Here is a 24,525-nt window from a genome sequence, read left to right as displayed (position 1 = left end):
TGGGCGGCGAGTCCTACGACACTGGTCCCACACCGAGCTGGATGAGCTGCGGGACAGGCGCGCAGCACGATCCCGCACTGGCGGACTCGTCCGGCGCGTCGAAGAGTCCCGAGCCGCCACACACGCCGGTATCGGGCAGCACGAGGTCCACCCGCTCCGCGGCCTCGCGGTCGCCGGCGATCGCGGCGACAACGCTGCGAACCTGCTCGAACCCGGTCAGAGCCAGGAACGTCGGTGCACGCCCGTACGACTTCGCGCCCACGATGTAGAACCCCGGCTCCGGGTGCTCCAGGTCGGCGGCCCCGGTCGCGCGGATCGAGCCGCAGGAGTGCAGGTTCGGGTCCACCTCGACCGCGATCTTCACCGGCGCCTGCAGCCGCACGTCGAGGTCGAGACGGATCTCGGACAGGAATGACAGGTCAGGGCGGAACCCGGTCGAAACGAACACCCGGGACGCCGGATCAAGCCGGCGTCCATCTTCCGCGACGAGAACCGCCTGCCCCTTCTCGAGAATGACCTGGTCGGTGCGGAACCCGGTGACGAGGTCCACGAGCCCGTCTTCGACTGCCTTCTTGGCTCGCTGGCCCAGCGCCCCACGCTCGGGGAGTTCGTCTGCGGTCCCGCCGCCGAAGGTGTTGCCGACCGTGCCGCGGCGTAGCACCCAGCTGATCCGCGTCCCGGGCTCTCGCTTCGCCACCCGTGACAGGATCCCGATCGTCGTCGCGGCGGAGTGCCCGTTGCCGACCACGACCACATGCTGTCCGGCGAGACCTGTGGCGTCCTCGATCGTGGGCATCCGGTGCTCGACGAGCCCCGCCTCGGCGGCGGCTCGTTCCCCGAGTGCGGGGAGACCGTCGGCACCGACCGGACTCGGGGTGCGCCAGGTGCCCGATGCGTCGATCACGGCGCGTGCTTCGATCCGCACCTCCGTGCCATCGGCGCGGCGGACGTGCACGACGAACGGCTGTCCGGCCCGCCCGGCATCGACCGAGAGATCCCGGCCCTTTCGCCCGACCCCGACGACCCGCGCCCCGTACTGGATGCGATCACCGAGCGTCTCCGCGAGCGGCGCGAGATACCCCTCGATCCACTGCGCCCCGGTCGGGTACCCCTGGGCCGGCGCCACCCATCCGGCGGGCTCCAGCAAACGACGCGACGCCGCATCGGTGAGCTCCGTCCACGGTGAGAACAGACGCACATGCCCCCACTCGGCCACCGCCGCAGCCGGCCCAGCACCGGCTTCCAGAACCAGCGGGTTCAGGCCGCGCTCGAGCAGGTGCGCGGCCGCCGCGAGTCCCTGCGGGCCCGCACCGATGACGACGACGGAATCCATACCAACCTCCACACATTGATGTTCTTCGATATGAAGAGCCTGCTCGATGCATCGACATCTGTCAATATGTTGGGCAGAATGGGGGCATGGCTGCTCTTCCCGTGACGATCGACGCGACACCTGCGGAGGCGGCGTGCTGCGCCCCTGCGGCCGACGCGGTGGTCGATGACGCGACCGCGCATCAGCTCGCGAAGGTGTTCAAGGCGCTCGGAGACCCGAACCGGGTCAAACTGTTCTCCTTGATCACCGCGAGCGCGAGCGGAGAGATGTGCGTGTGCGATCTCACCGACCCCGTCGGGTTGTCGCAGCCGACCGTGTCGCATCACATGAAGCTCCTTGTTGAGGCTGGGCTCGTCACCCGCGAGCAGCGCGGCAAGTGGGCGTACTACCAGCCCACGACCGGCACCCTCGCCGACGCAGCACGGGCGTTCACAGCCTGATGGAGCCGCTCCGGTTCCGGTCGATGAGAGAGTCCGACTGGGCCGAGGTCGAGAGCATCTACCGGGCCGGGATCGCCACCGGGCACGCCACCTTCGAAACCACCCCACCCGCGACCTGGGCCGCGTTCACTGCGGGCAAGCGCCCAGAGCTCAGCCTTGTCGCCGTCGACTCCACCGGCCGAGTCCTCGGATGGGCCGCCGCGTCTCCCGTGTCGATACGAGCCGTATACGCGGGCGTTGTCGAGCACTCGATCTACATCCACCCCGACGCGGCAGGTCACGGAGTCGGGCGTCGCCTTCTCGCAGCGTTCTTGGATCTCACCGACCAGCGCGGGATCTGGACTGTGCAGTCATCGATCTTCCCGGAGAACACCGCGAGCCTGCGCCTGCACGAGCGGGCAGGGTTCCGCGCTGTCGGACGACGAGAGCGCATCGCCCGCATGACCTACGGGCCGCACGCCGGCCAATGGCGCGACACGATCCTCGTCGAACGCCGCACCGCTGGAGAACGAAGTGAGGGTGCATCTTCCGCGAACATGCACCCTCACACCCAGTCCAGCGCCCCGTCGAACCGCATCTTCACGCCGAATCGTCTTCAGGAATCCTGAACCTGCGGGTTTCCTAGATCATGCGGGTGGTGGTGTCGAACAGGGCCAACTCGTCAGGGTGCATCTGATGCTGGACCACGAAGGAACGTTCTTTGATCCTCCACAAGCCTTGCCCGGTGCCCAGGCCGGGCAGGAGGTGCTGTTCGGTGCCGGTCAGGCCGAGGGTCTTGGCGGTGAGGGAGAGCTGGTCGGACTCTTGCCGGTAGATCACCCGCGTCTCGGCGTTGGCGAGCAAGCTGTTCGCCAGGGAGCGCATGGCCGAGCCCTGATCGCCCACGTTGTCGAGGTCGCTTAACTTGTGGAAGACGAGCATGTTCGCCAGTCCGTAGTGCCTGGCAAGCCGCCATTGCGCGTCCATGCGGCGCAGCAGGGCGGGGTGGGCCATGAGCCGCCAGGCTTCGTCGTAGATCATCCAGCGTTTCCCGCCATCGGGGTCCATCAGCGCGGCTTCCATCCACGCGCTTGCGCAGGTCATCAACACGCTCAGCAGGGCGGCGTTCTCCGCGACCCGGCTGAGGTCGAGACTCACCATCGGCAACGACGGATCGAATCGCACCGTGGAGGGTCCGTCGAACAGGCCGGCGAGGTCGCCGCCGACGAGCCGGCGCAGCGCGTGCGCGACGAGTCGGCCGTCTTCGGCCAGCCGCCCATCTTCTTCGGCGGATGGGGTGAGGAGGCGGTCCACGACCATCGGCAGGATCGGCACCTCCGCGTCCCGCACTGCCGCGGTCAGTGCGGTGTCGATGGCGGTGTGCTCCAACGGTGACAGGTCGCGGCCGAGCACGGTTTCCGCGAGAGCGCCCAGCAGCTCACGACGCCGCGACGCCAACGTGGACGCCCATTCCCGGTCCGACAGGCCCGAGGGGCGGTGGCCTTCATCGAGCGGGTTGAGCCGGGTGCGGAGTCCGTGGCCGAGGACGATGGCCTTCCCGCCGACTGCTTCGGCGACGGCGGTGTGCTCGCCCTTGGGGTCGCACGCGATGTAGACGCGGCGACCGAATGGCAACGATCGCGTGTAGAGCGACTTCGCCAGGCTCGACTTTCCCGAGCCCACGATGCCGGCGAGGATCATGTTCGGCGCGGTGATGATGCCGCGCCGGTACAACTCCCACGGGTCATACACGAAGCTCCCACCGGAGTACATGTCCTGCCCGACGAACACCCCTTGGCTGCCGAGGCCACCTTCGGCGAGGAACGGATACTGCGCCGACAGCACCGCGCTGGTGTCTTGATGGCGCGGGAGCCGGAACCGGCCCGGCGTCCGCAGCATCGCCGCTCCGGGTTCGCCGGCCTTCGGCAGATAGGTCGTTGCCCGCCGTTCCGCCCGCTCTGCCTCCGCTTTGGCTTTGGCGGCTTCGGTCTCGGCACGGCGTTGCTCGGCGACGAGCCGGGCGGCGGCCTGCCGGCGTTGCTTGCGGTACTTGCGCCGCTCCGACGCCGGGGCGACGAGCACCGAGGTGTGCAGCTTCTCCCGCTCGCTCACAGCGACCACCCCCGCGACCGAGCCGCCGCAGAGTCACCGGCGGGCCGGTCGAACCACGACGGCTCCGGTCGTGGCGGTGGCGTCTCGTCCAGGAGGGCGAGCGCGTCGGCGTTCTGCCGGGCGGCCTCGGCCACCCATGCGGGGAACATGCTCGCGTGTTCGGCGCTGTGGCCGGGGTTGTCGATGGCGTGCTGCCGGGACTCACCCGCGGCACTGAGGTATCCGGCGAGGTCGCGCAGCGCCCGCCCGGGCGCGACGGGGGCACCGGCTCCGGTGAACAGGTCGCGGCCTTCGAGGCTCCGCCCGGTCTCGGTGTCTTCGATGCGGTAGCCGGACCGCTGGTGCTCGCCGACCGGGGTAGCGGGCCAGACGGTCAGGGTGAGCGTGCCGGCCTGCCGGGAGGTGCGCGGCGTGGGGTCTGTGGTGTTCATGCCGGGCAGGTGCACCCCCGCCCCCGGCAGGGGTTCAGAGCGAGAGCCGGCCGCTCTGCTTGATCGTCGTGATCGAGGCCGGCTCGAACCACGACTCCTGCGCCTGCCGCGGCGCGACCGTCGGCTTCGGGGCGTTTGGGGACGAGTACGACACAAGCAGTTCCGGCTCGCCCTGCACCGTCGCGGATGCCTCGGCCTCCTCGGGTTCGGGGGTGGTGGTGTGGCGGCGGAGCAGGGAGACGTAGCCGAGCTGGGCGTTGACGACCAGGGCGTAGTCGCCTGAGCGCATCACTCGATCGTTGGTCCCTTCTCCGGGCTCGTCGTAGACGTGCCCGTTCTCCATCGCCGCGTCGGTGGTCTCGTCGCCGTAGTCCCACTGGGCGAGGTAGTCCACCGCGTCGACGTGCCCCAGCTCTCCGAGGATGCGCAGCGGCGGTTCGGCCTCATCGCCCTGCAAGAACACCACGCTGATCCACCGCTCGATCTCGGCGGCGGGTTGAGGGTGCCAGACGATCTTGCCGGACTGGACGAACGCGGCGCTGAGCTGGTCGTGCGCCTGATCCAGCAGCACCGCGGCCTGATGGAACCCATCGGCCGCACCGAGCGCCGCGACGGCCCCGGCCATCCGGTCGCCGTCATCGGTGCTCACGCCGTCTTGGTGGCGCAGGTGGACGCCGGCGAGCTGGTCGAGCACTTGCCCCAAGCACCGGATACCGGCAACGACCTCGCCGATGACACGATAAGTGTCGGCGGGCTCCTCCCAGCTCCTTGTCGCGTGGGCCAGACCGCGCAACGCTTCGTAGGCTTCGGCGGCGTCGGTGACGGGGTTCTCGTAGGTGGGCATGGCGGGCCTCCTTCAACAAGGGTTCAGACGCCCGATAGGTGCACGACCTGGCCGATAGCGTTGGAGCATGAACACCGAGGCAGTCGCACTTCTGATATCCGCTATCTCTCTTGCGCTTGCTGGTGTGTCACTCGGATGGCAGATCGCTCAGTGGCTTCTTTCTGCCGGTCGCCCAAAGGCCACGCTGATGCATGGCATGCTCCAAGGCGGCAATGCGCTGGTCGGTCCCGTCACGAAGACGGGCAAGCCGTTCGGTCTTGAAGGGCTCGTCAAGCAGGGCTTCGGAGGGCAAGAGGTCATCGGCGTTCAGGTCACGAACCACGGACGGGCAGCCGTGACCATCGAGAGCGTGTCACTTTGCCCCCGCGGAGGAACGATGAGGTTCGTGCCCGTGGACCAACGGATCGGTCCCGACCTTCCCTACTTGCTTGAGCCGGGAACGAACCAGGGCTGGTATGTACCCATTGACGTCGGGATACTTCTTGCTCAGACCTCACGCGAGGCGGCGCGGGAGAGTGTCACCGGCGTGTATATGGTTGCGAAGCTCGCAACGGGTCGGGAGGTCTCGACCCCGACGACTCTCCGTATGTGACGCGCATTTTCGAGATGCCCGTGTGGTCTCTGGCTTTGGGCCAATGGTTTCCAGCTACACGGTGCGGCACAGCGGTAGTGCCGCGGCGGTGAATGCGGCGGCTTGCTGGCCGACGAGGCGGCGGGTTTCGCAGGAGCTTTGGATGGCGGCTTGGGTGATCGCGGCGACGGCGGCTTCGAGGTCGTCGATGCTCGGTGCCGACACCGAGATGAGGCCGGTCACGCGCAAGACGCCGTGCCCGGCGGTGAGGTCGGCTTCCTGTTGCAGCACGTCTTGGAACTCCGCTGATTGGGAGGCGTCCTCGATCTGCCCGAGCCGGGCACGCTGGGCCGCGTCGCTGATGTATTCGACCTTCTTGCGGCGGATGTCACGGGCTGCCTGGTCCGAGCGCATCGGCGTGTAGATCAGCGACACGGACCGCTGGATGCCGGTGGAGAGCAGGATCGGCGCGGCGAAACCCGGATAGACCAGACTCCTCGGCCACTCGGACACCCAGAGCACGGCATGGTGGGCGGAGTCGGTGCGCAGGTTGCCCCAGGTCTCGGTGACCGCGACCGGGCCGGCGGTGGCGAGGTCGCGGCCGATCCGCCCGTGCCGCTCCAACGCAGACGCGACCGCCGGGTCGTAGGCGGAGCGGAGGATGACGGCGATCTGGCCGGCGTCGAGCCAGCCGGAGGGGGCGAGGTCGGCCGACCGCAACGCCGATGTGAGCGTGGACATCTCCTGCCGCAGCACTCCGGCGGCGCCCTTGATGCCGCCGCCGGCGGTCCTGATCTGCCGGGCCGCAGCCTTCATGTCCAGGGACAGGCTGATCGTGGTGGCGTGCCGTTCCCCGGCGGGGCCGGCGCGCTCGATCAGTTCGGCGTAGGTGTCGGCGGCCCAGGAACCGTCCGGGGTGCCGTGCGCGGTCCACCACTCCGCCAACCCCGTACCCGAGTCCGGCAGGGTGCGTTCGAGGACTTGCAGCGTCGCGATCCTCCCCGAGCGGCACACCGTCGCCAGCGCCCGACCCCAAGTGGTCACGCGGCGTTCCTGCTCGCCCGGGTCCAACAAGACGAACGCCGGATGGGCCACTTCGCACACGACTGTGAGGGTGGCGGCGTGGGGGTCGTGGATCATGCACGCCCCGGTCTCCGGGTCGATGAACTCGCGCAGCCTCGCCATGTCGCCGGGCAGGGCGAGGGTGCCGGCGGGGCGTGGCTTGACGATGCGGCGGCGGTAGAGCAGTTGCCCGCCTGTGACGCGCCACAGCCACCAGAAGGTGACCGGCAGCCCCTCCACGATTGGGCGCCCGCCGACAGGTATCCAGGTGAGTGCGGCGCAGAGCACCCAGACGGGGGCGGTGTAGGCGAGCAGCATCCCGCCGCCGGCGTAGAACGCGCCGATCAGGGTGAGGCCGCCGATGCCGAGGGTGACGAGCTGCGCGACCGACAACCCCAACAAGACGCCCCGGCGGGTGAGGCGGCTGAACTTCACCGGCACCAACTCGCCCGGCGCGGCGGTCTCTTTCGCATGACTGGCCATCGGTCACTCCTTCGTCGGCTTGGGCGCGGGCGGGGTCGGGGTGGCCGGGCGTGGGCTCGGTGGCGCGGTCGGCGCAGACGTCGAGTGCGGTGGCGGCGCGCTGGCCTGCCCGGCACCGGCAGCGGCCGTCTCGGCCTCACCCGCCAACGCCGTCCCGGCCTTCGGCCCCGCCGTCGCGGCACCCTTCACCACCTGCGCACCGACCACGACCGCAGCCGCCGGACCCGCAGCAGCAGCCCCCGCACCCGCTCCCGCCCCTGCTCCGGCACTGGCACCAGCACCGGCACTCCCGCTCGCACCAGCTCCCGCGCCGGCAGCACCTGCACCGCCGCTTCCAGCGGTCGAGGTGGGCTTCGGCGGCGCACCCGCACCGCCTCCCGAACCTCCGCCGCCGTCGCCGCTGGTCTGGCCGTCGAGTACCTTCTTCGGCCCGTCACCGGACGGCTTCGACGGCACCGGGATGGGACGGTTCAGTGCCCGCTTGGCGTCATCCTCCGCACCGGCCTGCCCGTAGTAGTCGGTGCCGACGAACGCGAGGAACCGATACGTCAGATACGGGGCGAACCCCGCCAACGCCATGAGCACGATCCCTGACAGCGGATCGGACACCGAGGCCAGGTCGACGTCGATCGGTGCGGCGACCTGCGTGATCGCGACGAGGAAGATCACGACCAGCACGAGCTTGGACAAGATCAGGGCGCTGACGAACATGGCCCACTTGCCGACCCAGCCGCGTGCCGCATCCCACGACGAGCCGGAGAACGCCAGCGGAGCCAGGGCGACCGCGACCAGCAGTAGCGACTTGCGGATCAGCAGCGACAGCCACACGATCGCCGCCGAGGCGATCGCCAGGCCGGCCAGGAAGATCATGATGATCGCCCCGACACCGGGCGCGGCGATGGACAGCCCGGACAGCGCCAGGACGAGGGCGGCGATCTTGTCGCCCATCGTCTCGGTGGTCTCGCCTGCGGCCTGGATAATGCCGACGCAGAGCTGGTCGGTGATTTCCAGCAGTAACGCGGTCAAGGTGATGACCACGAAGGAACCGAGCACGGATTTCCCCAACCCGAGCGCGGCCCGGGTGAGGGCGGTGGGGTCGCGGCGGATCATGCCGGTGATGAGCTGCAAGCAGAAGAACAGCAGCATCACGAACACGGCGATGCCGAACACGAGGTTGAACACCGACACGAATCCGGGCCGCTGCACGTCCACGAGCGTGGTGGTGTCGAAGACCGTCCAGACGGCCTCGAACAGCCACCCGGCCGCGCCGCCCATCGCGCTGGCCAACCAGTCGAACGGGGCCGACACCAGCGTGGCGGCGGCTTCGCCGGCCACGTCGCAGACGGTGGAAATCACCGGGACATCGCAAATGCCCATGACAAGACCTGCCTTCCTTGCGGACTGCGCTCAGACGGCTTGGCCGACGCCCCAGAAGAAGTTGATGAGCGCGACGCTCGCGCCGCAGATGATCGCCGCGCCGCAGGAGACGAGGACGCCGATCTTTCCCCTCCCCGCCAAGTGCGGGTTGGAGCTGTTCGCGCCGTAGGCCCACACGATCGCCGAGACGATCAGGGCGAGGACGGCCAGGATCAGGCCCACCGTCATCACGGCCCCGACGATGGTGCGGAGCTGTTCGATACCGGGAAGGCCGGTGCCATTGGGGTTGATGTCGATCACGACGGTTCTCCATTCACGCTGAGGGTTGCTTCTGTCCACAGGTGCACCCCGACCACCAACACCCAGGCATAGCGAAGGCCCGCCCCGAGAGGGGCGGGCCAGATGGGGAGGGTCAGAGTCGTTGGCCGAGTGCGATGAGCCAGTTCATCCACGCCACCCCGCCACCGGCGAGCACGGCGGCTCCGAGGGCGACGAGCACCCCGACTCTTCCCTTGGCGGCGGCGGAGTAGTTGCCGTGTGCGGCGGCGACGGCCCAGCAGATCGCGGAGACGATCAGCATGAGTACGGCGATGATGAGTACGAACATGAACAGCGCACCGACGACCTGTTTCAGATCACCGATCCCTGCCAGGCCGTCGAAGTCCGGGAACACGTCCATCACGCACCTGCTTTCACGGTGACGTGCAGGTGGTCGTAGTGGCCGCCGGTGACGTTGCCGGGGTCGTGCATCCCGCCGCCGTTGTAGGGCCGCCACCCTTGGTCGTCGCGGGCGAGGGACCAGATTTTGCCTTGCCAGATCAGGTACTCGACCCCGAGCACTTCGGCGTTGTCTTTCATCCAGTTGGTGACCTTCCAGCCGGCTTCCAACTGGCCCGGTGTCGGGTAGTGGCCGATGGCGTTGCCGAAGGTGATGTCGCACGCCCGCCCGAGCGGGTGCTCCGACTTGGTGCCGGGGCGCGGTGAGTAGCAGCCCCAGCCGGTGTCGGGGAACGCGGCTTTGGTCTGGGCGATGAGGTGCGCGAGCCGCGCGGTGATCTTCCCGTTGCTGGTGGGGTCGTCCACCATCTGATCCGGGTCACCCGTCAACGGTGTGGGCGCGCCAGCCGTACCGGACTGGCAACCCGCGGCCGGCCCGGAAGCGGCTTCAGGAAGGTTCGCCGCGCCGTGGTCGTTGAGCCACTTCGCCGGGTCGATCGCTTCGCCGTTGGTGCCGCCGGGGCGGACCTCGAAGTGCAAATGGTTGCCGGTGGACATGCCGGATGTCCCGACATCGCCGATGTGCTGTCCGGCGCTCACGTGGTCGCCGACATGGACGAGGATGCCGGCCTGCCACATGTGCGCGTAGGCGGTCGCGACGGTCTCGCCGTCGATGGTGTGCTCGATGACGATGAGCCCGCCGTAGCCACCGCTGAACTCGGCGACCGTCACGGTGCCGTCTGCGGCGGCGAGGATCGACGTGTCGGCCGGGGCGGCCAGGTCCAGGCCGGTGTGGAAGGAGTGCTCGCCGGTGATCGGATGGATACGCGGCCCGAACCCGTCGGTCTTGACCCACGTCCCCTCCGGCAGCGGGAACACCACGCGCGACGATTCGGCCACGCCGACGACGGGGCCGCCACGCCCGCCGGTACGAGTGAGGGTGTCGAGGATCGCATCAGCCACGGGCGCGTAGTTGCGATACCTGTCGGGAAACGCACTGACCTCGACCGACTGTGCAGCCTCGCCAGGGTCCATCCGTTCCCAGCCGGGAATGTCCAAGAGTCCGCGCGGGCTCGGGTAGTTCGGGCCGTCCGGGCCGCCGAAGAACGCGGCGGCTTGGTAGTTCGGGTCCATCAACTCTGCGACGGTGCCCCACCCTGATTGCGGGCGCATCTGGAACAACCCGAGGGAGTCGTGGTCGCCGCCGTTGCCGTCGTTGGGGTAGTTCGCGGACTCGGGGTAGGTGCCGGTGTTGCTGAGCATCCGCAGCGTGGACTCGGTGAGCGCCGCCATGAGCGCGACCTTCACCCCGGGCCGGCCCACGCCGTCGATCCGGCCGCCGACAGTGATGATCGTCGCGGCGTGGGTGAGCTGTCGCTTGTTCAGGGTGAAGGTGTAGCCGTCCGCGGTGGTGACTTGGAGGCTGTCGGGGACGTTGCCGACCGAGAGGGTGCCGGTGGTGGTGCAGGCGGCGATGGCGGCGGGGTTCATCAGCACCCCGATCGCCAGCAGAAGCATGGCCGGGCCGAAGAACAGCGCGGCGAGCGCGAGGACAGCGAACTTCTTGAACACGAGACGCCCGCCCTCATCGCAGTGGGTTGTCGATCTGGGACAGCCGCAACAGGTGACAGGTCGGATAGGCCGGGGCGCAGACGATGAACACGGTGAACGACACCGCGTGCTCGCTCGTGACGGGCTCGCCGTTCCAGAGGCCGTTGCGGTGCCGGGTGCCCTCGATCGTGAACGCGGTCGTGCCCGGCGCGATCTGCCCCGGTTGTGCCTGCGCCACGGCGTCACCCCACGCCTCGGGCACGACCGCGCGGTCGATGGTGAGGTGTTGGCGGGTCTCGTGCTTGCGCAGCTCGATCCACGCCTCCCGCGTCGGCAGATAGGTCGCGAGGTCGGAGGCGAGGCCGGTTTGTTCGATGCCGGACGGGTCACCGACACTGAGGATCGCCGCGGTGTAGTCCAGGGGCATGAGGCCGCTGATGGTGTCCCACGCGAAGATCGCCTCCGCGACGTTGCGGGCGAACGTCTCCGGGTCCGCCGACCGGGGAACGACCGGCAGCCGAGGCAACGACGGCCCGGGCGCCGTCAGCGTGTGAGACGGCGACGGCGCGGGTTCGGGTGCCGGGGTGTTGGTGGTGCGGGGGCCGAGGATGAGGCCGTAGATGCCGACCCCGGCGAGGATCAGCAGCGCCAGGCCGGCGGCGATGAGCGCGATCAGGCGGCCACGCGGAAACGACGGAGAGGGAGAAGTCTTCATGCCCGTCAGGTGCACCCCGACCGCCTCGGGCTTCGGCCTCAGAGCGCGCGCAGCCGTGGGGTCGCGGGTTCTTGTTGCCGCGCGGCGTGGAGGTCGGTGGCGAACCGGCGGGTGCCTTCGGCAGTCGCGTAGAACGCTTCGGCCTGCTCGTCGGTGAGCTGGGCCGCGAGCTCGTCCAGGTCGTAGTGCAGCCACCACGAGTCAAGTTCCGTCCAGGTCAGCACGAACGCCCGCACCGCATACCGGGCATCCGGCACCGGCGCAGCCGGGGTCGGCTTCTTCGCCCTCTTCTTCTTGCCCTTCTGCTCCTTCGTCTGGGCGTCCACGCGAGCCAATGCCTGTTCGGCCAGGTCGTGCAGATGCGCGTCGGCGGCGGCTTGGTGGATGTCGCGGATGCGCTGGTACACCGGATCGACCGGCCCGCCGGCCTCGATCTGCACCAACCCCGCCTGCGCCTCAGCCCGCAGCGGCTCAGGGGTGTCGGGGTCGGTGGCGAGGTGTTGCAGGTAGCCGATCTTGTCCATCGTCTTGTAGGAGGGGGCACCGGGGATCATCGCGGCGGCCTGCTCGCGGACCTTGCCGGGCGGGGTCAACGGGGGTGGACAGTTTCCACCCCCGTTCCACCGGGGCTGATTCTCCGTCGAGAACTGCGTCGCCTGGTCGCGGTGGGCGGCGTCCTCGGCCATGAGTTCCTTGATTTCGCGGTACAGGCCAGCCGCTTCCAGCGGGGAGAGGATCTTGTGGAGCTGGTTGTCGTCCTGCTCGGCCAGCAGGTGCCCCAACCTGTCCGAGATGGACGAGCGCACCCAGACGTTGACGGTGCGCCAGCCGAGTTGCCGGATCGCCGCAAGCCGCCGCACCCCGCACACCAGCAACCCGTCTGGGGTGATGGTGATGGGTTGCAGCAGCCCGTCCCGCTCGATCGACGCCGCGAGCGCATCGAGGTCACCGAGGTCTCGGCGGTGGCGGCGGCCGACCTGGATCGACTCGACGGTCCGGTCGAGTTCGATGTGCCCCGTCGCCGCGGTCATCACGCACCCCTACGTCGGGTGTGGGGTGCGGCGTGGCTGATGGTCGCCACAAGCCCGTCATCGCCCAGCAGCACGGGCAGGCCCTCACCGATCAGCAGCCGCAGCAGGATGCCGCGGCCTTCGCCGGTCGCCCCATATCCGGGAGTCGTCCGGCCCAGCAGCACCCGCAACAGCACCGTCCACGAGGCGGCGGGGACATCGAGCAGGGCGCGGGCGTGCCGGTCACGGCGCAAGGCTTCATAGGTGCCGGTGCGTGACCCGATCCGGGCGAGGGCTTCGCAGACGTGCTCGATCGCCGGCCGGGCGGTGCCCTCGGGCCAGCCCAACAGCATGAACAACAAGATCGCGTCCTCCACCGCGCTAGTCACCGACGCCGGCTCACCCACATCCGCATCCACCTCGTCGTCGTGGTGGTGGGGGTCGGCGACGTGAAACGCCGGGTGGTAATCCGACAGCGCGTTCTCGCGCTCGGAGAGCCGTTCGGGGTCGTGGAAGCAAGAGACATGCGGACGCCGCGCCTGATGCACCGAGCACAGCAGCCCTTGGCCGCGCTCTTCAGCGATGCAGGTGATCCGCACCGCATGAGTGACCACGGCCCAGGGGTCGTCGGCCTCGCGGGCCGCGCGGGTGCGCATCACGTCGAACGCCGCCGATGCGGCCTCCCACGGGTCCAGGCCGTGCTTGCGCGCCAGCGGCGTGTACTTCTCCGCCGAATAGGCCATCAGCTCGGCGGCTACCGGGTCGTGCTCCCACGCTCCGGGGCCGGCGTCGTGGAGCCGGTTCAGCAGAGCACGCAGGCCCTCACCGCTGGTGTAGTCCTCACCCGCAGGATCGGTCGCCGTGGTCGTGGTTGAAGTCATGGTTGGGGCACCTCCTGGCAGGCAGGTGCGCCGGTCGCTCCTGGCGACCGTCACCCCGCCGTGCTGGGTGTCCATGACTCATCACCACCCCGTTACCTCATCCCGACCCCGGACCGCGCCGGACCCTCGACGTGCTGGCCGCGACGACCGAACGCCGACAACGGAGGCAACCGCCTCGCCCGCTCCGACACCGACCGCGTCCCCGTCGCCAGCGTCGAGCGGAACCGGCGGCCCTGCTCGCTGTTGAACTCGATCCCACGCCCCGCCAGCGTTCCGCTGGAACGCACGATCAGATCGGTCGGGCGTACCCACTCCACGCCCCGGCCGCGGACCTGATCCATGCGCTCTCGCACCGCGTCGCGGCGGGCCGCGTGCTGCTTGACCGCGTCCGGCGTCCCCGCCACCTTCGCCGCCTCGGCTGCTTCGGTGTCGGGCTGCTTTGTCTGTTCGGGGTCGATGCGGCGGGGTGGTTGCTCGCGCATCAGGTCGTCGGTGCTCATGGTCTCGCTCCCTCGAAGATCGCCTCAGAGCGTGGTTGCTCGGGCTCATCGGGGTGGTGCGCGCCGGCGAACCAGCGGCCCACCGTCGAGGGATGCACATCGAGCGACCGGGCGATCTTCTTGTTCGACCACCCCGACTCCCGCAGCTCGACCGCCCGCACCCGACGATCCGGCACCTCGACAGGGACGAGCCGCGCCAGCTCCGGCGTCGGTGAAGCCACGACAGGCGGTTCGGTCGGCGCGACTTCGAGCGCGACCGGCTCACGAACCGTGGCGGCTTCGGCGGCGGGTTGGGTGGTGGTGCGGATGAGGACGACGGTCAGATGGGTCGAGGCCAGCAGCACCACGGGCGGGACGGCCGCGACCGCCGCCGCGAGTCCGGCGGGTACGTCGGCGTCGGCGGCGACGATCGCGTGCAGCGCGTTCGCGGTCACCGACACTGCGGCACCGCCGATCAGCAGCGTCCACGGATACCAAGCCGCCCGTTCACCCGCGAGCGCGACCACCGCGACGGTCGAGACGACGATCACGCCATCGACGATCAACGGCCAAGCCCAGGCCTGCCCTTCCCCGATACCGGCGCGGCGGGCGAGGTCAGCCAGTGCGGTGAAGGACAGCCAGAACGCGCCGGCCGCGATGAACACGGTCCCGACGACCGAGGTGATGACCGCCCACCTGCGGCCCCGCCACACGATCACGACAACCCCCGCGATGCGGATGGTGGCGCGGCTCGATCACAGCGAGCGAACCCATCGCCAGATGAGCCAGGAGCGTCGGCGGGTTCGCGCTGGCGGGCTCCCGCGCCGACGCTTCGGTAGGCGCTGTAGACGGTGCGGGTGATTTCCCGCTCGCCGAAGTCCGACTGCGCCGCGGTGACAATCGCATCCACCGCGTCGGCGACGGGCACGCCGCCTTCGGCGAGACGGCACGAGGCCCAGAACAGTTTCAGGTTCCGGTCGGTCGCTTGCCGGCCCAGCCACGCCGCCAACCGATCAGCATCCGCCCCATCACGATCCCGAGCAGGTACGACGGGATGGGTCGGGATGGGGCGCGGGTCCAGGAAGTCCCGCAACCGGTCCGAGTCCACAGGCAACGGCTGGCCGAGGTATTTGCCGCCCCCGACCTTGTACCGGCCGGCGATGCCGTCGATGATGCGGATCGAAGGCGGGGCGATGATGTAGCCGCCGTCGCCACGGAAGTCGATACCCGCGCTGCCGGCCTGCCAGGACCGCTGTTCCACCCGCGGGATTGCCGGGAAGTAGGCGTGCTGCCCGCCGGTCGGAGTGCTCACCAGCAGACCCCACCCCTTGAGCAGACCCGCGTCGCAGGCACGGACGAACGCCCGCAGGCCATCGACCGGGCCATGCACATCGACATCGACCACGACCAGGCCCGACGCGGCGCCGGTCGGGATGCCGATGTTCGCCCACGGATGCAGGCGCCACCACGCACGCACCTGCCGCCGATCCGTCGTGGCATCCAAGTGGCCGTGGCGAGTGATCGGGGTCTTGCCGCCCGGCGCGCAGGGAAACACGGGCACGCCGCCCTCAGCGAGCAGCATCGCGGCGTGATTCAGCCGCCAGCCGCGGCCCGCCTTCGCGAGCACGTCCAGCGCCTCCGGGCCGACCATCACAGCCCCCGTCCGGCCAGGGCCGGTGCGCCCGCTGGCTGGCGCTCGGGCAACGGTACCGCCGACCGAGACGACGCCTCCGAAGCGGGGGCGTCGCGGGTGAGACCAGGCGGGGTGCCGTTGGAGACCTGGAAGGTGTCGAGCTGGTCGAGGATGCTCAGCGCCGTCTTGCGCACTCGCTCGCCGGTGGCCTTGATGACCTCGGCCGGTTCGGTGTCCTTGACCGACGACGCCCACCCCGCGACATACGGGATCGTGTAGCGGCTCGTGTCCAGTCCGTGCGCGGCACCGATCATCAACGCCACGGATTCGGCTTCCACCTCGGAGATGCCGCGATGCTGGCGGGCGTCCTCGTCCTTGGGGTCGTGCATCAGCGCATGGGCCAGCTCGTGTACCAACGTGGACACCTGGTTCACCTCGGTCACGTCAGTTCGCACCGACACCTGCCGCGTCCTGAAATCCGTCAGCCCGTCCGCGCCGCCGATCTGCCCGGCATCCGACACTCGTACGATCTCGAACCCCAGCGCCTCGACCTGAGCCGCCAGGCCATCCCACAGCCCAGCCGGGGCTTCGCCGTCCAGCAGCTTCGGCGCGGGAGTCTCCGGGATCGGATCGCCCTCGGTCTGCGTCACATCCCACACATAGGCGGGCCGGGCACCCACCATCCGGGTGCGCACGACCTCGTTGACCTTGTGCTTCTCCCGCGGCCCCAACCGGCGCCACGACGACGGATCAGCAGGGTTCGATGAGGCAAAGCGGCCCGTGACCGGGGCGAAGATCATGTAGCCCTGCTGGCCCTTCTGCACCTGCCGGCCGAGCTGCTGCCACTGCCGATACCCGGCCACATGCGACGGCACTGGGTTCGGCACCTTGCCGGCCTCGAACGCTGCCTCGTGCTGAACCCAGATAAGCAGCGTGTTGTTGAACGAGCGCGACCGGAACCGCGAGGCGAACTCCAACGCCCGCGCCCAGTCCTCACCGGACACCAGCGTCTCAACAGCGCCAGTCAGCCGCTCATGCAGATCATCGAGCTTCGCATCCCGCGCAGCCCGCGCTTCCTCCGTCACAGCCATCGTCTGACCTCCCTTCGCCAAGACCGCCGAAGAGGCGGTCGTGCGACTGTGAGGTACGCCGAGAGGATCAAGAGACGGCACGGATCAGAACCGAGACGGTGACCGGCAGGCTCCGTGATGAACCCGACGAGTCCCTACCGGATTACACGACCGAGCGGGGCGACATCGCCCCACAGGGCCGAGCCTGCGGATAACGCCGGGAAATCTGCGTGCATCACCCGGAACTTTGCGAGAGCCGCGAGCGGATCATCGCCCGGTACTCGCGCGGCGTGACGCCGACGCTGCGGCGGAACTGACGGGCCGCAAAATCAGGATCGCCCCATCCCACCTCGCGCGCAATCACCGCGATCGGCGTGTCCGTCGCGCGCAGAAGACCCGCCATCCGCTCCGTCCGCAACATCGTCAAGTAGGCGATGGGAGACTTGCCGAACGCTTCCAGGGACTATCCGATTAACGGTGTAAGTGGCGGGTTCTACTGGGTGGTGCTGGCCGCGGGCATGCGGTCAGCGAAGGTGGTGGCGAACGCGTTCAACGCTGGCTTCCAGCGCATGCCCCATCTGGTCTGACCGGTGCCCTTGGGGTCCAACGATCTCACGGTCAAGTATAAGTTCTTAAGCGCGGCCTGCTCGTTCGGGAAGTGCCCACGAGCCCTCACCGCCCTGCGGAACCTGGCATTGAGACTCTCGATCGCGTTCGTGGAGCACAGGACCTTGCGGATCTCGACGTCGTAGTCCAGGAAGGGCACGAACTCGGTCCAGGCATTGCGCCAGAGCCGGATCATCGCCGGGTTGGCCTTGCCCCACTTCTCCGCGAACTCCTCGAACGCCCGCTCAGCGGCCTCCGGCGTGGGGGCCTCGTAAACGGGCCTGAGGTTCACCGCGATCTCAGGCCAATGCCGCTTCGACGCGTAACCGAAACTGTTGCGCAGCAAATGGATCAAACACGTCTGCACCTTCGCGGCGGGGAAGACCTGCCCGATCGAGTCGGGCAGGCCCTTCAACCCGTCACAGACGACGAAGAACACGTCCTTGACACCGCGGTTCTTCAACTCGGTCAGGCAGGCGAACTAGAACTTCGCCGACTCCCCATCCCCGTTGCCGGGCCAGATCCCCAGAATGTCCTTGTGACCCTCCAGATCGACACCGATCGCGGCATAGTAGGGCTGATTGCGCACCTGCCCATCCCGCACTTTGATCACGATCGCGTCGATGAAGATCGCGGCGTAGATCGGCTCCAACGGACGACTCATCCACCCGTTCATCTCGTCGACGACGCGGTCGGTGATCCGGCTGATCGTGTCCTTGCTCACGCTCGTGCCGTACACCTCGGCGAAGTGAGCGGCGATCTCACCGGTCGTCAGCCCCTTCGCGAACAACGACAGCACCATCTGGTCCATGTCCGACAAGCGACGTTGGCGCTTCTTCACCAACTGCGGCTCAAACGTCCCGTTACGATCCCGCGGCACGTCGATCTGGATGGCGCCGACGTTGTCGGTGATCACTGTCTTCGAGCGGGTGCCGTTGCGGGAATTGCCTGAGCCGCGCCCGACGGGGTCATGCTTGTCATAGCCCAGGTGCTCATTCAACTCTTCGTCGAGGGCTGCTTCGACGACTTGGGCGGTCAACGCCTTCAGCAGGCCGTCGGGGCCGGTCAGGGCGATGCCGGCGTCCTTGGCCTGACGCACCATCTGCGCGATCGCCTCACGCTGGGCCTTGTCCAACTCAGCCGGCTCATCCGGCGGGGACGGTGGTGTTGGGGTCACAGCCTCCAGTCTGGCCGACTCCACGGCCGACGAGCTGTTGCTGGTTGTCTCGGTCATCATGACTCCTCCTGCCCCGCAGGGCGATGGAGCCACTTACACCGTTTCTAGGACAGACCCCGCTTCCACGAAGAGCCGCCCGACTTGGGACTTCGACAAGTTCACCTGACTAGCAAGTTCTGTGACTGACCAGCCATGTACCGGATCGTCATGCAGGAGTTCGGCCGCTCTGCGGGCTTCGGTCCGCAGAGGTGCGAACCTGCGGTGGCGGGGCACGGCGGGGCATGTCGTTGGGCGCTGAGTTGGTGATGTGCGAGTCATCGAAGTCTTGATGAACGGGGCGATGACGTGCGCGACGGAGAACCAGAGCGCCTGCATCCGATAGAAATTCGATACAGGGCGATCCTCAATACTCAACGCCACCAGCTCATCCAGCCAGGGCATCAGCAGTCCAGCACGATCCTCGCCGAGACGGAGTATCTGAGCAGGCTCGGTGTAGATGGTCGCCGCGAAGTCCTGTGCCTCAAGACGGTCATGCAGGAGTCCGAAATGTTGCCAGAACACCTGATCGACCACGTAGTCGGTGTCCGCATAGATCGTGGTCACGGTGACGTGGCTCTCGGGTTCGGTGCCGCACAGGGTGTTTGCGCCGAGGAGCATTACATCACCGGCCTTGACGTGTTGCTGTCCGAACTCGCTGAGCAAGATCGCGCTGCCGTCTCGTATCACCGTGATCGTGACGCAGTCATAGGCGATAGGCACGGTTGACCGATGCTGCGTCCGCGTCCGCGTCACGATCGGAGCGAGTGCAGCACCAAGCCGCTCCGTTCGCGCGGGACCCACCTTCTCGTTCCCGCTGGTCCCTGCCGCTTCTCCCGGCCGTATTGGTCTTGTTGGCATCGGCTTAGGTGGCATGTTGCGGGCTGGCGTCCGCCAGCACGGGGATCTATCGGCCTGGTTCCCAGGTGAACACTCGTGTCGACACCGATGGTCTCTGCGGCGGCGAGATCGCCTGCAAAGCCTGAACAGAAGGCGGGATGGACACGACGACTACTTCCTCACGCGTGGAGACGAAAGTTCGAACACTACGAGCCTGCGACGGATCGATAGTGGGCGGCAGTCATGCGCGTCATCAGAGCTGATGACGTTTGTCATTCAGCCGATGACGGTTGTGCCTAACGGGTTCGCTGCTGCTGCGCGACCGTAGAGGTATGAGCGCATGGAACGACGAGCCGCGGCAAACACCGGCCCCGAAGCGGAGTCTCGGAATGGACTTGATGAGCCTGGGGCCGGCTTCCACGCCCGGCCGCGAGTTTTTGGCGGCGATCGTGCAAATCGGGGCCGTTGCCCTGCTCTTGTTCGTAATCTTCCCCGATCGCCTGCCTGAACTGTGGCGTTGGGTGCTGCTGGGGGCAACCGTGGTGTACTTCGTGCTCCGCGCCGCAGTCGGCATCCCGAAGTGGCGTCGCCGGTAGAGGCGCGCTCGCGGCGAAGACCAGACCGCAGTCAATAGAGGGATGGCGCCCGCCGATAAATGTGCGCCATCCCTCGTACTGCTGTTGTCTGGCTAGATCCAGCCGTCGCTCCAGGCGATGCGGGCAGCCTGGACACGGTTCGGGGCGCCGAGTTTTGTCATCGCCGTCGAGATGTAATTGCGCACCGTGCCGGGCGCCAGATGGGTGCGTTCGGCGATGACGCGGATCGTGGCTCCATCGATGGACTCGCGCAGCACGTCGATCTCTCGGTCTGTGAGTGGGCAGTTGCTTTCTGAGAGCGCGGCAGTGGCGACCGCGCCGTCGACGTACCTACCTCCGGACGCGACAGAGCGGAGGATGCTCGGTAGCTCCTTCACGGAGGTCGCTTTCGTGACGAACGCAGATACTCCCGCGTCGAGAGCTCGGCGAAGCACGGCGGGGCGAGCATGGCGGGTCAGGAGCACTACGCGGGTGTCGGGTGCCAGCAGGTGGATTTCGGCAGCCGCCTCGATGCCGTCTTGGGTGGGCATTTCCAGGTCGAGCACCGCGACATCAGGACGCGTCTTTCGTACCAACTCAACAGCTTCGGCGCCCGTCGATGCGGTGCCGAGCACACTGATCCCGTCTTCCAGGGTGAGTAGCGTCATCACGGCCTCGCGCAGCAACAGTTCGTCGTCGGCGAGGATCACTCGGATCGGGGCACTGGGTTCGCTCATCGGGAGCCTCCTTCGGAAATCGGCAGCCAGGCCGTGAGTTTCGCCCCTGAACCGGCGACGAATGCGAAGTCGCCACCTGCTTCTCGGCATCGTTCGCGCAGCATCGTGAGTCCGGTGCCGCTCGCGCGTACTGTGTGTAGCGCGGAGGGGCCGGAGTCGGTGACCGAGAGGGCAACACCTTCTATGCCTGTGCGGGTGTCGAAGGCGACGCGGATCGTGCAGTCTCTCGTGCGCGAATGTTTGAGGATGTTCGTGATCGCTTCGCGCACGGTCAGCCCGAGCAGTCGATCCGCGGCCTCTGGTAGCGGGCCGATGTCCACCATGTCGAGGGTGACCGTGATGCCGGCCGCTTGGAGCACCCGAGCCGCATTCGTGACCTCTTGTTCGAGGCTGACGGCACGGGTGTCCTGGACGACCCGATGCAGCTCGTCCAGGGCCTCCGCAGCGATGCCCTGTAGTCGCCTGGCGTGCGTGGTGGCGCCGGATGTGTCACCAGCCGCGATGAGTCGAGTCACGAGTTCGGCTTCGACGGTGATGAGACTGAGGTGCTGGCCCTGGATGTCGTGCAGATCACCGGCGAGACGCTTGCGTTCGGTCGCGACAGCTCGGTCGGCTTCGAGGGCGCGCAGGTCGTCCAGCTCGATAGCGAGACTGTAGATCGAGTCCTGCCCGAGCACTCCGAACGCGAACAGGAGCGCCACCACCAGACTGAGCGGTTCCCAGACCAGTCCGGTTGCGAGTGCTGTGATCCCGGCGACGAGTCCGCAGGCGACGGCAACTACGAACATACGGGCGATGCCGGACCAGAAGGACCCGCCGGCGATGGCACGCAGCGCCCAGGCCATCGGGATCGCGGCGATGCTCACGCCGCCGTTCACGGCGGGTAGCAGCAGTAAGATCGCCAGCGCGGCAAGCGTGACGACGACATCCAAGAGCATCCTGCGGCGCGGGGCCGCAAAGGGTCGAGTGAGCCGGTGCCACGGAGCGAAATCGATCGCTACCGCAATCGCACCGCCAAGCGCGACCACGCAGGCCAGCGCGCCGACGCCGATCGCGGGGCCGATATGGGCGGAGGGCTGGAGCGACATCGCAGCGATGGGGCCAAGGAGGGCTGCCAGGGCGAGGATCGCGTGGGAGGCGTGAACGTAGCTGGCGATCCCGCGGAAGCGATCCCGCTTTACTCTGTTCATACGCCCCTCTCTTCGCTCGCGGCTCGTGTTCTCAGTGTCTGCGTTCCCAGCGGAAGGTACGCCAGGCCAGCACCCCGAGCACCAGAATCCAGGAGGCCATGATGCCGAGGTCAGTGGCGACGGTCGCGCCGCTGACATCTCCTGGTATCCATCCTGCCGTCACAAGATGCGCGTTGGCCACGAGCGGCACGAGGCGCAACCCGACGCCGAGCATTCCTTCCCCGATGGTGGGCAGGATCGAGACGGCGCCCATTGCTGCGACGAACAGGGGAAGCATGGTCCACTGCGCCTTCTCCGGGTTTGCAGTGAATGCGCTGGTGACCACGCCAGCAAGGGCAGCGATCACCATGCCTGCAAGGGCTGAGACAGTGACGAGCAGCGGTGAGTCTGGCATCGGGGCGCCGAGGAACCCGAGGCCGACCAGTACGACCGTGACTTGGAAAAGTCCAACGAGTAGTGGTGGGGTGAGGAGCCCGGCGACGATCCCGAAGCTCGGCAACGCGGTCGTGCGCAACCTCTTCAGCGCGAGTGTGTGCCGACGTGCGGTGATCGTGTTCAGCGCAACGAAGTAGACCGTGATGCACTGGGTGGCCACAACGTTGCGTCCGGCGATCTGTGCCCACACGTCGGGCTGATCGGAGACCTCGGCGACCGCTGTGATCCCGAGAAGGCCGGCCGGCAACAGTAGCGTCAGCGCGATCATCACCGGCTGACGCATGAAGACCCGCAGCTCGGCGAACATCAAAGACGAGATGAGCCTGCTGGGGCTCTTGGAGTTCGCGGTTGCGGTCGTCATGATCAGGCCTTTCCTGTGGTGAGGGCGGAACCCATTTCGAAGAACACTTCCTCTAGCGACGCAGGCGCGCAGCGCAGCCGGTCCAGTCGCAGACCTCGGGCACGCGCCCAGTCCATGACCGCTGCCACATCATCTTGAAGCTCAGGTGTCTGTACGGTGATCGACCAGACCGTCGCCCGCGCGGAGGGGTCATTGTTCGTACCGCCAGCGGGGGTCTGCGCGACATCACCAGCTACGAGCGACCACAGCTCGGCGAGAGCTGGCGCGTCTGCGTCGGTGTCGAAGGTAATGCGGGCCGGGATCGCGGCGAGGACATCAGACATGGTGCCTTCGATCGCGATTCGCCCCTGATCGAGCATCGTCACCGAGTCAGCAAGTTGCTGCGCTTCGTCCAAGTAGTGCGTGGTGAGAAGCACCGTAGTACCGGCGGCGTTGAGGTCGCGGATGATCGACCACATAGTGCGCCGCGACTGCGGGTCGAGGCCCGTCGTCGGCTCGTCCAGCACAACCAGCTCGGGGTCGCCCCAGAGCGCCATCGCGAAGTCCAGGCGCCGTCGCTCGCCACCGGAAAGCACCGATACCGGAACCCGGCGGCGATGGTCGAGGCCCACCAGCTTCAACACCCGATCTACGGAGTCCTCGCGCACGCTCACACCTCGCCAGAGGGAGAGCTGATCGGCGACCGTCATCTCGTCCACCAGACCGGACTCCTGCAGCATCGTCCCGGTGCGCCCGGCAACCTCTGTGCGATGACGCCACGGATCGCGACCGAACACCTCGATGCCGCCGGACAGTGGACGCCGGAACCCCTGGATGGTCTCAAGCAGAGTCGTCTTACCGGCACCGTTCGTGCCGAGCAACGCATGGATGCGTCCCGCTTCCACAGACAAGCTGACGGCATCGACAGCAAGGAAGTCGCCGTAGGAACACGACACGTTTTCGACGGCGACGATCGACGTGCGACTCGGAGAACGAAGGTGTGGAGAAGAAGGCATGCTCCAAGGCTCCCGCGACCGGGAGCTGCCGCGTAGTCACGACCGTCACCGTCGGAATGACATTTGTCAGCAATCGCCCGGCACTTCGCGTGAGGTGCTGGATACGCGGTGGCAGTCACCTAGCCTCGTAGAGGATGAGACCACGAACCAGGCCCGCAAGGATCGTTCCCTTCTGTTACGACGACGGGGTACGCGGCGGCATTCCCCTCGGAGTCGGCGTCGCCGGGTTCGTCGCGATCGTGTTTCCCCAAGCCGGCTCCGGCATGTCGAGCCGCGTGCTCATCGCCGGCATGGGATGCGCTGTCTTGATCGCGGCACTGGGGGCGTACCTCATCTGGACGCACCATGTCTTCACCCGCACCGACCCCGCGGAGCTGTCACGCATTGGAAAGGTTCAGTACCAGCGTGGGCCGAGCCCGATCGCACGGCTTCTCGGTCTGGGAAGTACCGAGAACTGGGCAATCTCGGTCGCGGTTGCGGCAGTCGCCGGCGCAATCGCCGCAGCGGTGCTCGGTACACAGGAGGGTGGAACGCTCCTGACGCTTCTCGCGCTCTTCACTGCCGCCATCGCGTGGACTACCGTCGTCTACGCGTTCGCACTCCGCTACTTCCGTCTCCACTCCGCAGGCGAACTCTTCGCCTTTGACACCGAAGACCAGCCGCGATTCGTGGACTTCCTCACGGTAGCTCTCATGATCTCGTCGGCTGGCGCGCTGTCGGCCGCAACCCCTACAACCAGAGCATCGCTTGGAGCTGTTCGCACGCATACCGTGATCGCGTTCGCCTTCAACGCCCTGGTGATCGCCATGACCGTCTCCCTCATCAGCGGTCTCATCGCCACGTTTGGGGGCTCATCACAATCCACGGTGTAGCTGGGGTCTGAAT

General features: G+C 67.7%; 27 protein-coding genes and 1 pseudogene. 5 read left to right on the top strand and 23 right to left on the bottom strand.

Translation table 11 applies throughout. From position 1 onward, the window contains the following. Nucleotides 1–13: 13 nt before the first annotated feature. Nucleotides 14–1,453 (bottom strand): NAD(P)-binding domain-containing protein, encoded by a 1,440-nt coding sequence (locus IFY26_RS02920; protein WP_232547509.1) that lies wholly within the window; start codon nucleotides 1,451–1,453, stop codon nucleotides 14–16. Here IFY26_RS02920 and IFY26_RS02915 point away from each other — a divergent pair. Both IFY26_RS02915 and IFY26_RS02910 read left to right on the top strand, forming a co-directional pair. Then, nucleotides 1,435–1,773 (top strand): ArsR/SmtB family transcription factor, encoded by a 339-nt coding sequence (locus tag IFY26_RS02915; protein ID WP_463366317.1) that lies wholly within the window; start codon nucleotides 1,435–1,437, stop codon nucleotides 1,771–1,773. The two genes, IFY26_RS02920 and IFY26_RS02915, sit on opposite strands and share 19 nt — an antisense overlap. Further along, entirely contained in the window at nucleotides 1,773–2,381 is a 609-nt protein-coding gene (locus tag IFY26_RS02910; protein WP_332836138.1) for a GNAT family N-acetyltransferase, read from the top strand. The genes IFY26_RS02915 and IFY26_RS02910 overlap by 1 nt, the downstream gene beginning before the upstream one ends. Nucleotides 2,382–2,394: 13 nt before the next feature. Here the strand turns inward: IFY26_RS02910 and IFY26_RS02905 are convergent, their stop codons facing one another. The 3 genes from IFY26_RS02905 to IFY26_RS02895 are packed head-to-tail and all read right to left on the bottom strand — an operon-like array spanning nucleotide 2,395 to nucleotide 5,139. Then, nucleotides 2,395–3,864 carry a VirB4 family type IV secretion system protein gene (locus IFY26_RS02905; RefSeq protein WP_232547506.1) on the bottom strand — a complete coding sequence of 490 codons (1,470 nt, stop codon included), beginning with the start codon at nucleotides 3,862–3,864 and terminating at the stop codon, nucleotides 2,395–2,397. Further along, nucleotides 3,861–4,295 carry a hypothetical protein gene (locus IFY26_RS02900; protein WP_232547505.1) on the bottom strand — a complete coding sequence of 145 codons (435 nt, stop codon included), beginning with the start codon at nucleotides 4,293–4,295 and terminating at the stop codon, nucleotides 3,861–3,863. The genes IFY26_RS02905 and IFY26_RS02900 overlap by 4 nt, the downstream gene beginning before the upstream one ends. A 34-nt stretch (nucleotides 4,296–4,329) precedes the next feature. Beyond that, complete coding sequence (locus tag IFY26_RS02895; protein ID WP_232547504.1) at nucleotides 4,330–5,139, bottom strand: hypothetical protein; 810 nt, start codon at nucleotides 5,137–5,139, stop codon at nucleotides 4,330–4,332. 67 nt (nucleotides 5,140–5,206) lie between these two features. On the opposite strand from IFY26_RS02895, the gene IFY26_RS02890 reads away from it, so the two are divergent. After that, complete coding sequence (locus tag IFY26_RS02890) at nucleotides 5,207–5,731, top strand: hypothetical protein (protein ID WP_232547503.1); 525 nt, start codon at nucleotides 5,207–5,209, stop codon at nucleotides 5,729–5,731. A gap of 54 nt (nucleotides 5,732–5,785) precedes the next feature. On the opposite strand, the gene IFY26_RS02885 is transcribed toward IFY26_RS02890, so the two are convergent. The 15 genes and pseudogenes from IFY26_RS02885 to IFY26_RS02815 all read right to left on the bottom strand — a co-directional run bounded on the left by IFY26_RS02885 (nucleotide 5,786) and on the right by IFY26_RS02815 (nucleotide 19,230). Beyond that, nucleotides 5,786–7,255, bottom strand: a complete 1,470-nt coding sequence (locus IFY26_RS02885; RefSeq protein ID WP_232547502.1) for a PrgI family protein — start codon at nucleotides 7,253–7,255, stop codon at nucleotides 5,786–5,788. Between the two features lie 3 nt (nucleotides 7,256–7,258). Beyond that, nucleotides 7,259–8,611 carry a conjugal transfer protein TrbL gene (locus IFY26_RS02880; RefSeq protein WP_232547501.1) on the bottom strand — a complete coding sequence of 451 codons (1,353 nt, stop codon included), beginning with the start codon at nucleotides 8,609–8,611 and terminating at the stop codon, nucleotides 7,259–7,261. A 51-nt stretch (nucleotides 8,612–8,662) separates the two neighbouring features. Beyond that, nucleotides 8,663–8,932: a DUF6112 family protein gene (locus IFY26_RS02875; protein WP_232547500.1), complete on the bottom strand. Its 270-nt coding sequence runs from the start codon at nucleotides 8,930–8,932 to the stop codon at nucleotides 8,663–8,665. A 112-nt stretch (nucleotides 8,933–9,044) separates the two neighbouring features. After that, the gene (locus tag IFY26_RS02870) at nucleotides 9,045–9,311 is read right to left on the bottom strand and encodes a DUF6112 family protein (RefSeq protein WP_232547499.1); all 267 of its coding nucleotides are present in this window, start codon (nucleotides 9,309–9,311) and stop codon (nucleotides 9,045–9,047) included. After that, the gene (locus IFY26_RS02865) at nucleotides 9,311–10,921 is read right to left on the bottom strand and encodes a M23 family metallopeptidase (RefSeq protein ID WP_232547498.1); all 1,611 of its coding nucleotides are present in this window, start codon (nucleotides 10,919–10,921) and stop codon (nucleotides 9,311–9,313) included. Before IFY26_RS02865 ends, IFY26_RS02870 begins: the two co-directional genes overlap by 1 nt. Nucleotides 10,922–10,934: 13 nt before the next feature. Further along, nucleotides 10,935–11,615 (bottom strand): hypothetical protein, encoded by a 681-nt coding sequence (locus IFY26_RS02860; RefSeq protein ID WP_232547497.1) that lies wholly within the window; start codon nucleotides 11,613–11,615, stop codon nucleotides 10,935–10,937. A 38-nt stretch (nucleotides 11,616–11,653) separates the two neighbouring features. Next, on the bottom strand, nucleotides 11,654–12,646 hold the full coding sequence (locus IFY26_RS02855; RefSeq protein ID WP_232547496.1) for a ParB N-terminal domain-containing protein: 993 nt from the start codon (nucleotides 12,644–12,646) through the stop codon (nucleotides 11,654–11,656). Next, a complete protein-coding gene (locus IFY26_RS02850) occupies nucleotides 12,646–13,506 on the bottom strand; it encodes a hypothetical protein (RefSeq protein WP_232547495.1) in 861 nt (286 codons plus the stop codon). Before IFY26_RS02850 ends, IFY26_RS02855 begins: the two co-directional genes overlap by 1 nt. A 92-nt stretch (nucleotides 13,507–13,598) precedes the next feature. Further along, entirely contained in the window at nucleotides 13,599–14,006 is a 408-nt protein-coding gene (locus IFY26_RS02845) for a hypothetical protein (protein WP_232547494.1), read from the bottom strand. Beyond that, nucleotides 14,003–14,698, bottom strand: coding sequence for a DUF2637 domain-containing protein (locus IFY26_RS18075; protein WP_332836146.1), 696 nt, complete (start codon nucleotides 14,696–14,698; stop codon nucleotides 14,003–14,005). Before IFY26_RS18075 ends, IFY26_RS02845 begins: the two co-directional genes overlap by 4 nt. Before the next feature lie 2 nt (nucleotides 14,699–14,700). After that, nucleotides 14,701–15,636 carry a bifunctional DNA primase/polymerase gene (locus tag IFY26_RS02835; RefSeq protein WP_232547492.1) on the bottom strand — a complete coding sequence of 312 codons (936 nt, stop codon included), beginning with the start codon at nucleotides 15,634–15,636 and terminating at the stop codon, nucleotides 14,701–14,703. Next, complete coding sequence (locus IFY26_RS02830) at nucleotides 15,636–16,709, bottom strand: ArdC-like ssDNA-binding domain-containing protein (RefSeq protein ID WP_232547491.1); 1,074 nt, start codon at nucleotides 16,707–16,709, stop codon at nucleotides 15,636–15,638. The genes IFY26_RS02835 and IFY26_RS02830 overlap by 1 nt, the downstream gene beginning before the upstream one ends. Nucleotides 16,710–16,923: 214 nt before the next feature. Continuing rightward, nucleotides 16,924–17,148 carry a helix-turn-helix domain-containing protein gene (locus tag IFY26_RS02825; RefSeq protein WP_269779067.1) on the bottom strand — a complete coding sequence of 75 codons (225 nt, stop codon included), beginning with the start codon at nucleotides 17,146–17,148 and terminating at the stop codon, nucleotides 16,924–16,926. A gap of 33 nt (nucleotides 17,149–17,181) precedes the next feature. Next, nucleotides 17,182–18,528: pseudogene (locus tag IFY26_RS02820) on the bottom strand (IS256 family transposase). Nucleotides 18,529–18,564: 36 nt separating this feature from the next. Beyond that, the gene (locus IFY26_RS02815) at nucleotides 18,565–19,230 is read right to left on the bottom strand and encodes an AraC family transcriptional regulator (RefSeq protein ID WP_232547490.1); all 666 of its coding nucleotides are present in this window, start codon (nucleotides 19,228–19,230) and stop codon (nucleotides 18,565–18,567) included. A gap of 449 nt (nucleotides 19,231–19,679) precedes the next feature. Here IFY26_RS02815 and IFY26_RS02810 point away from each other — a divergent pair, with 449 nt between their 5' ends. Continuing rightward, entirely contained in the window at nucleotides 19,680–19,943 is a 264-nt protein-coding gene (locus IFY26_RS02810; RefSeq protein ID WP_232547489.1) for a hypothetical protein, read from the top strand. 92 nt (nucleotides 19,944–20,035) lie between these two features. Here the strand turns inward: IFY26_RS02810 and IFY26_RS02805 are convergent, their stop codons facing one another. The 4 genes from IFY26_RS02805 to IFY26_RS02790 are packed head-to-tail and all read right to left on the bottom strand — an operon-like array spanning nucleotide 20,036 to nucleotide 23,640. Beyond that, nucleotides 20,036–20,659 carry a response regulator transcription factor gene (locus IFY26_RS02805; RefSeq protein WP_232547488.1) on the bottom strand — a complete coding sequence of 208 codons (624 nt, stop codon included), beginning with the start codon at nucleotides 20,657–20,659 and terminating at the stop codon, nucleotides 20,036–20,038. After that, nucleotides 20,656–21,849: a sensor histidine kinase gene (locus IFY26_RS02800; protein WP_232547487.1), complete on the bottom strand. Its 1,194-nt coding sequence runs from the start codon at nucleotides 21,847–21,849 to the stop codon at nucleotides 20,656–20,658. Before IFY26_RS02800 ends, IFY26_RS02805 begins: the two co-directional genes overlap by 4 nt. A 31-nt stretch (nucleotides 21,850–21,880) precedes the next feature. After that, nucleotides 21,881–22,645: an ABC transporter permease gene (locus IFY26_RS02795; RefSeq protein WP_232547486.1), complete on the bottom strand. Its 765-nt coding sequence runs from the start codon at nucleotides 22,643–22,645 to the stop codon at nucleotides 21,881–21,883. A gap of 2 nt (nucleotides 22,646–22,647) precedes the next feature. Next, a complete protein-coding gene (locus IFY26_RS02790; protein ID WP_232547485.1) occupies nucleotides 22,648–23,640 on the bottom strand; it encodes an ABC transporter ATP-binding protein in 993 nt (330 codons plus the stop codon). A 134-nt stretch (nucleotides 23,641–23,774) separates the two neighbouring features. Here IFY26_RS02790 and IFY26_RS02785 point away from each other — a divergent pair, with 134 nt between their 5' ends. Continuing rightward, nucleotides 23,775–24,512 carry a DUF1345 domain-containing protein gene (locus IFY26_RS02785; protein ID WP_232547484.1) on the top strand — a complete coding sequence of 246 codons (738 nt, stop codon included), beginning with the start codon at nucleotides 23,775–23,777 and terminating at the stop codon, nucleotides 24,510–24,512. Nucleotides 24,513–24,525: the final 13 nt, after the last annotated feature.

Origin of the sequence: Propioniciclava soli (assembly GCF_014858005.1) — a bacterium.
GTDB classification, from domain to species: Bacteria; Actinomycetota; Actinomycetes; order Propionibacteriales; family Propionibacteriaceae; genus Propioniciclava; species Propioniciclava soli.
Note: the sequence above shows the minus strand (reverse complement) of the source record. Positions and strands in the feature narration are given on the sequence as shown.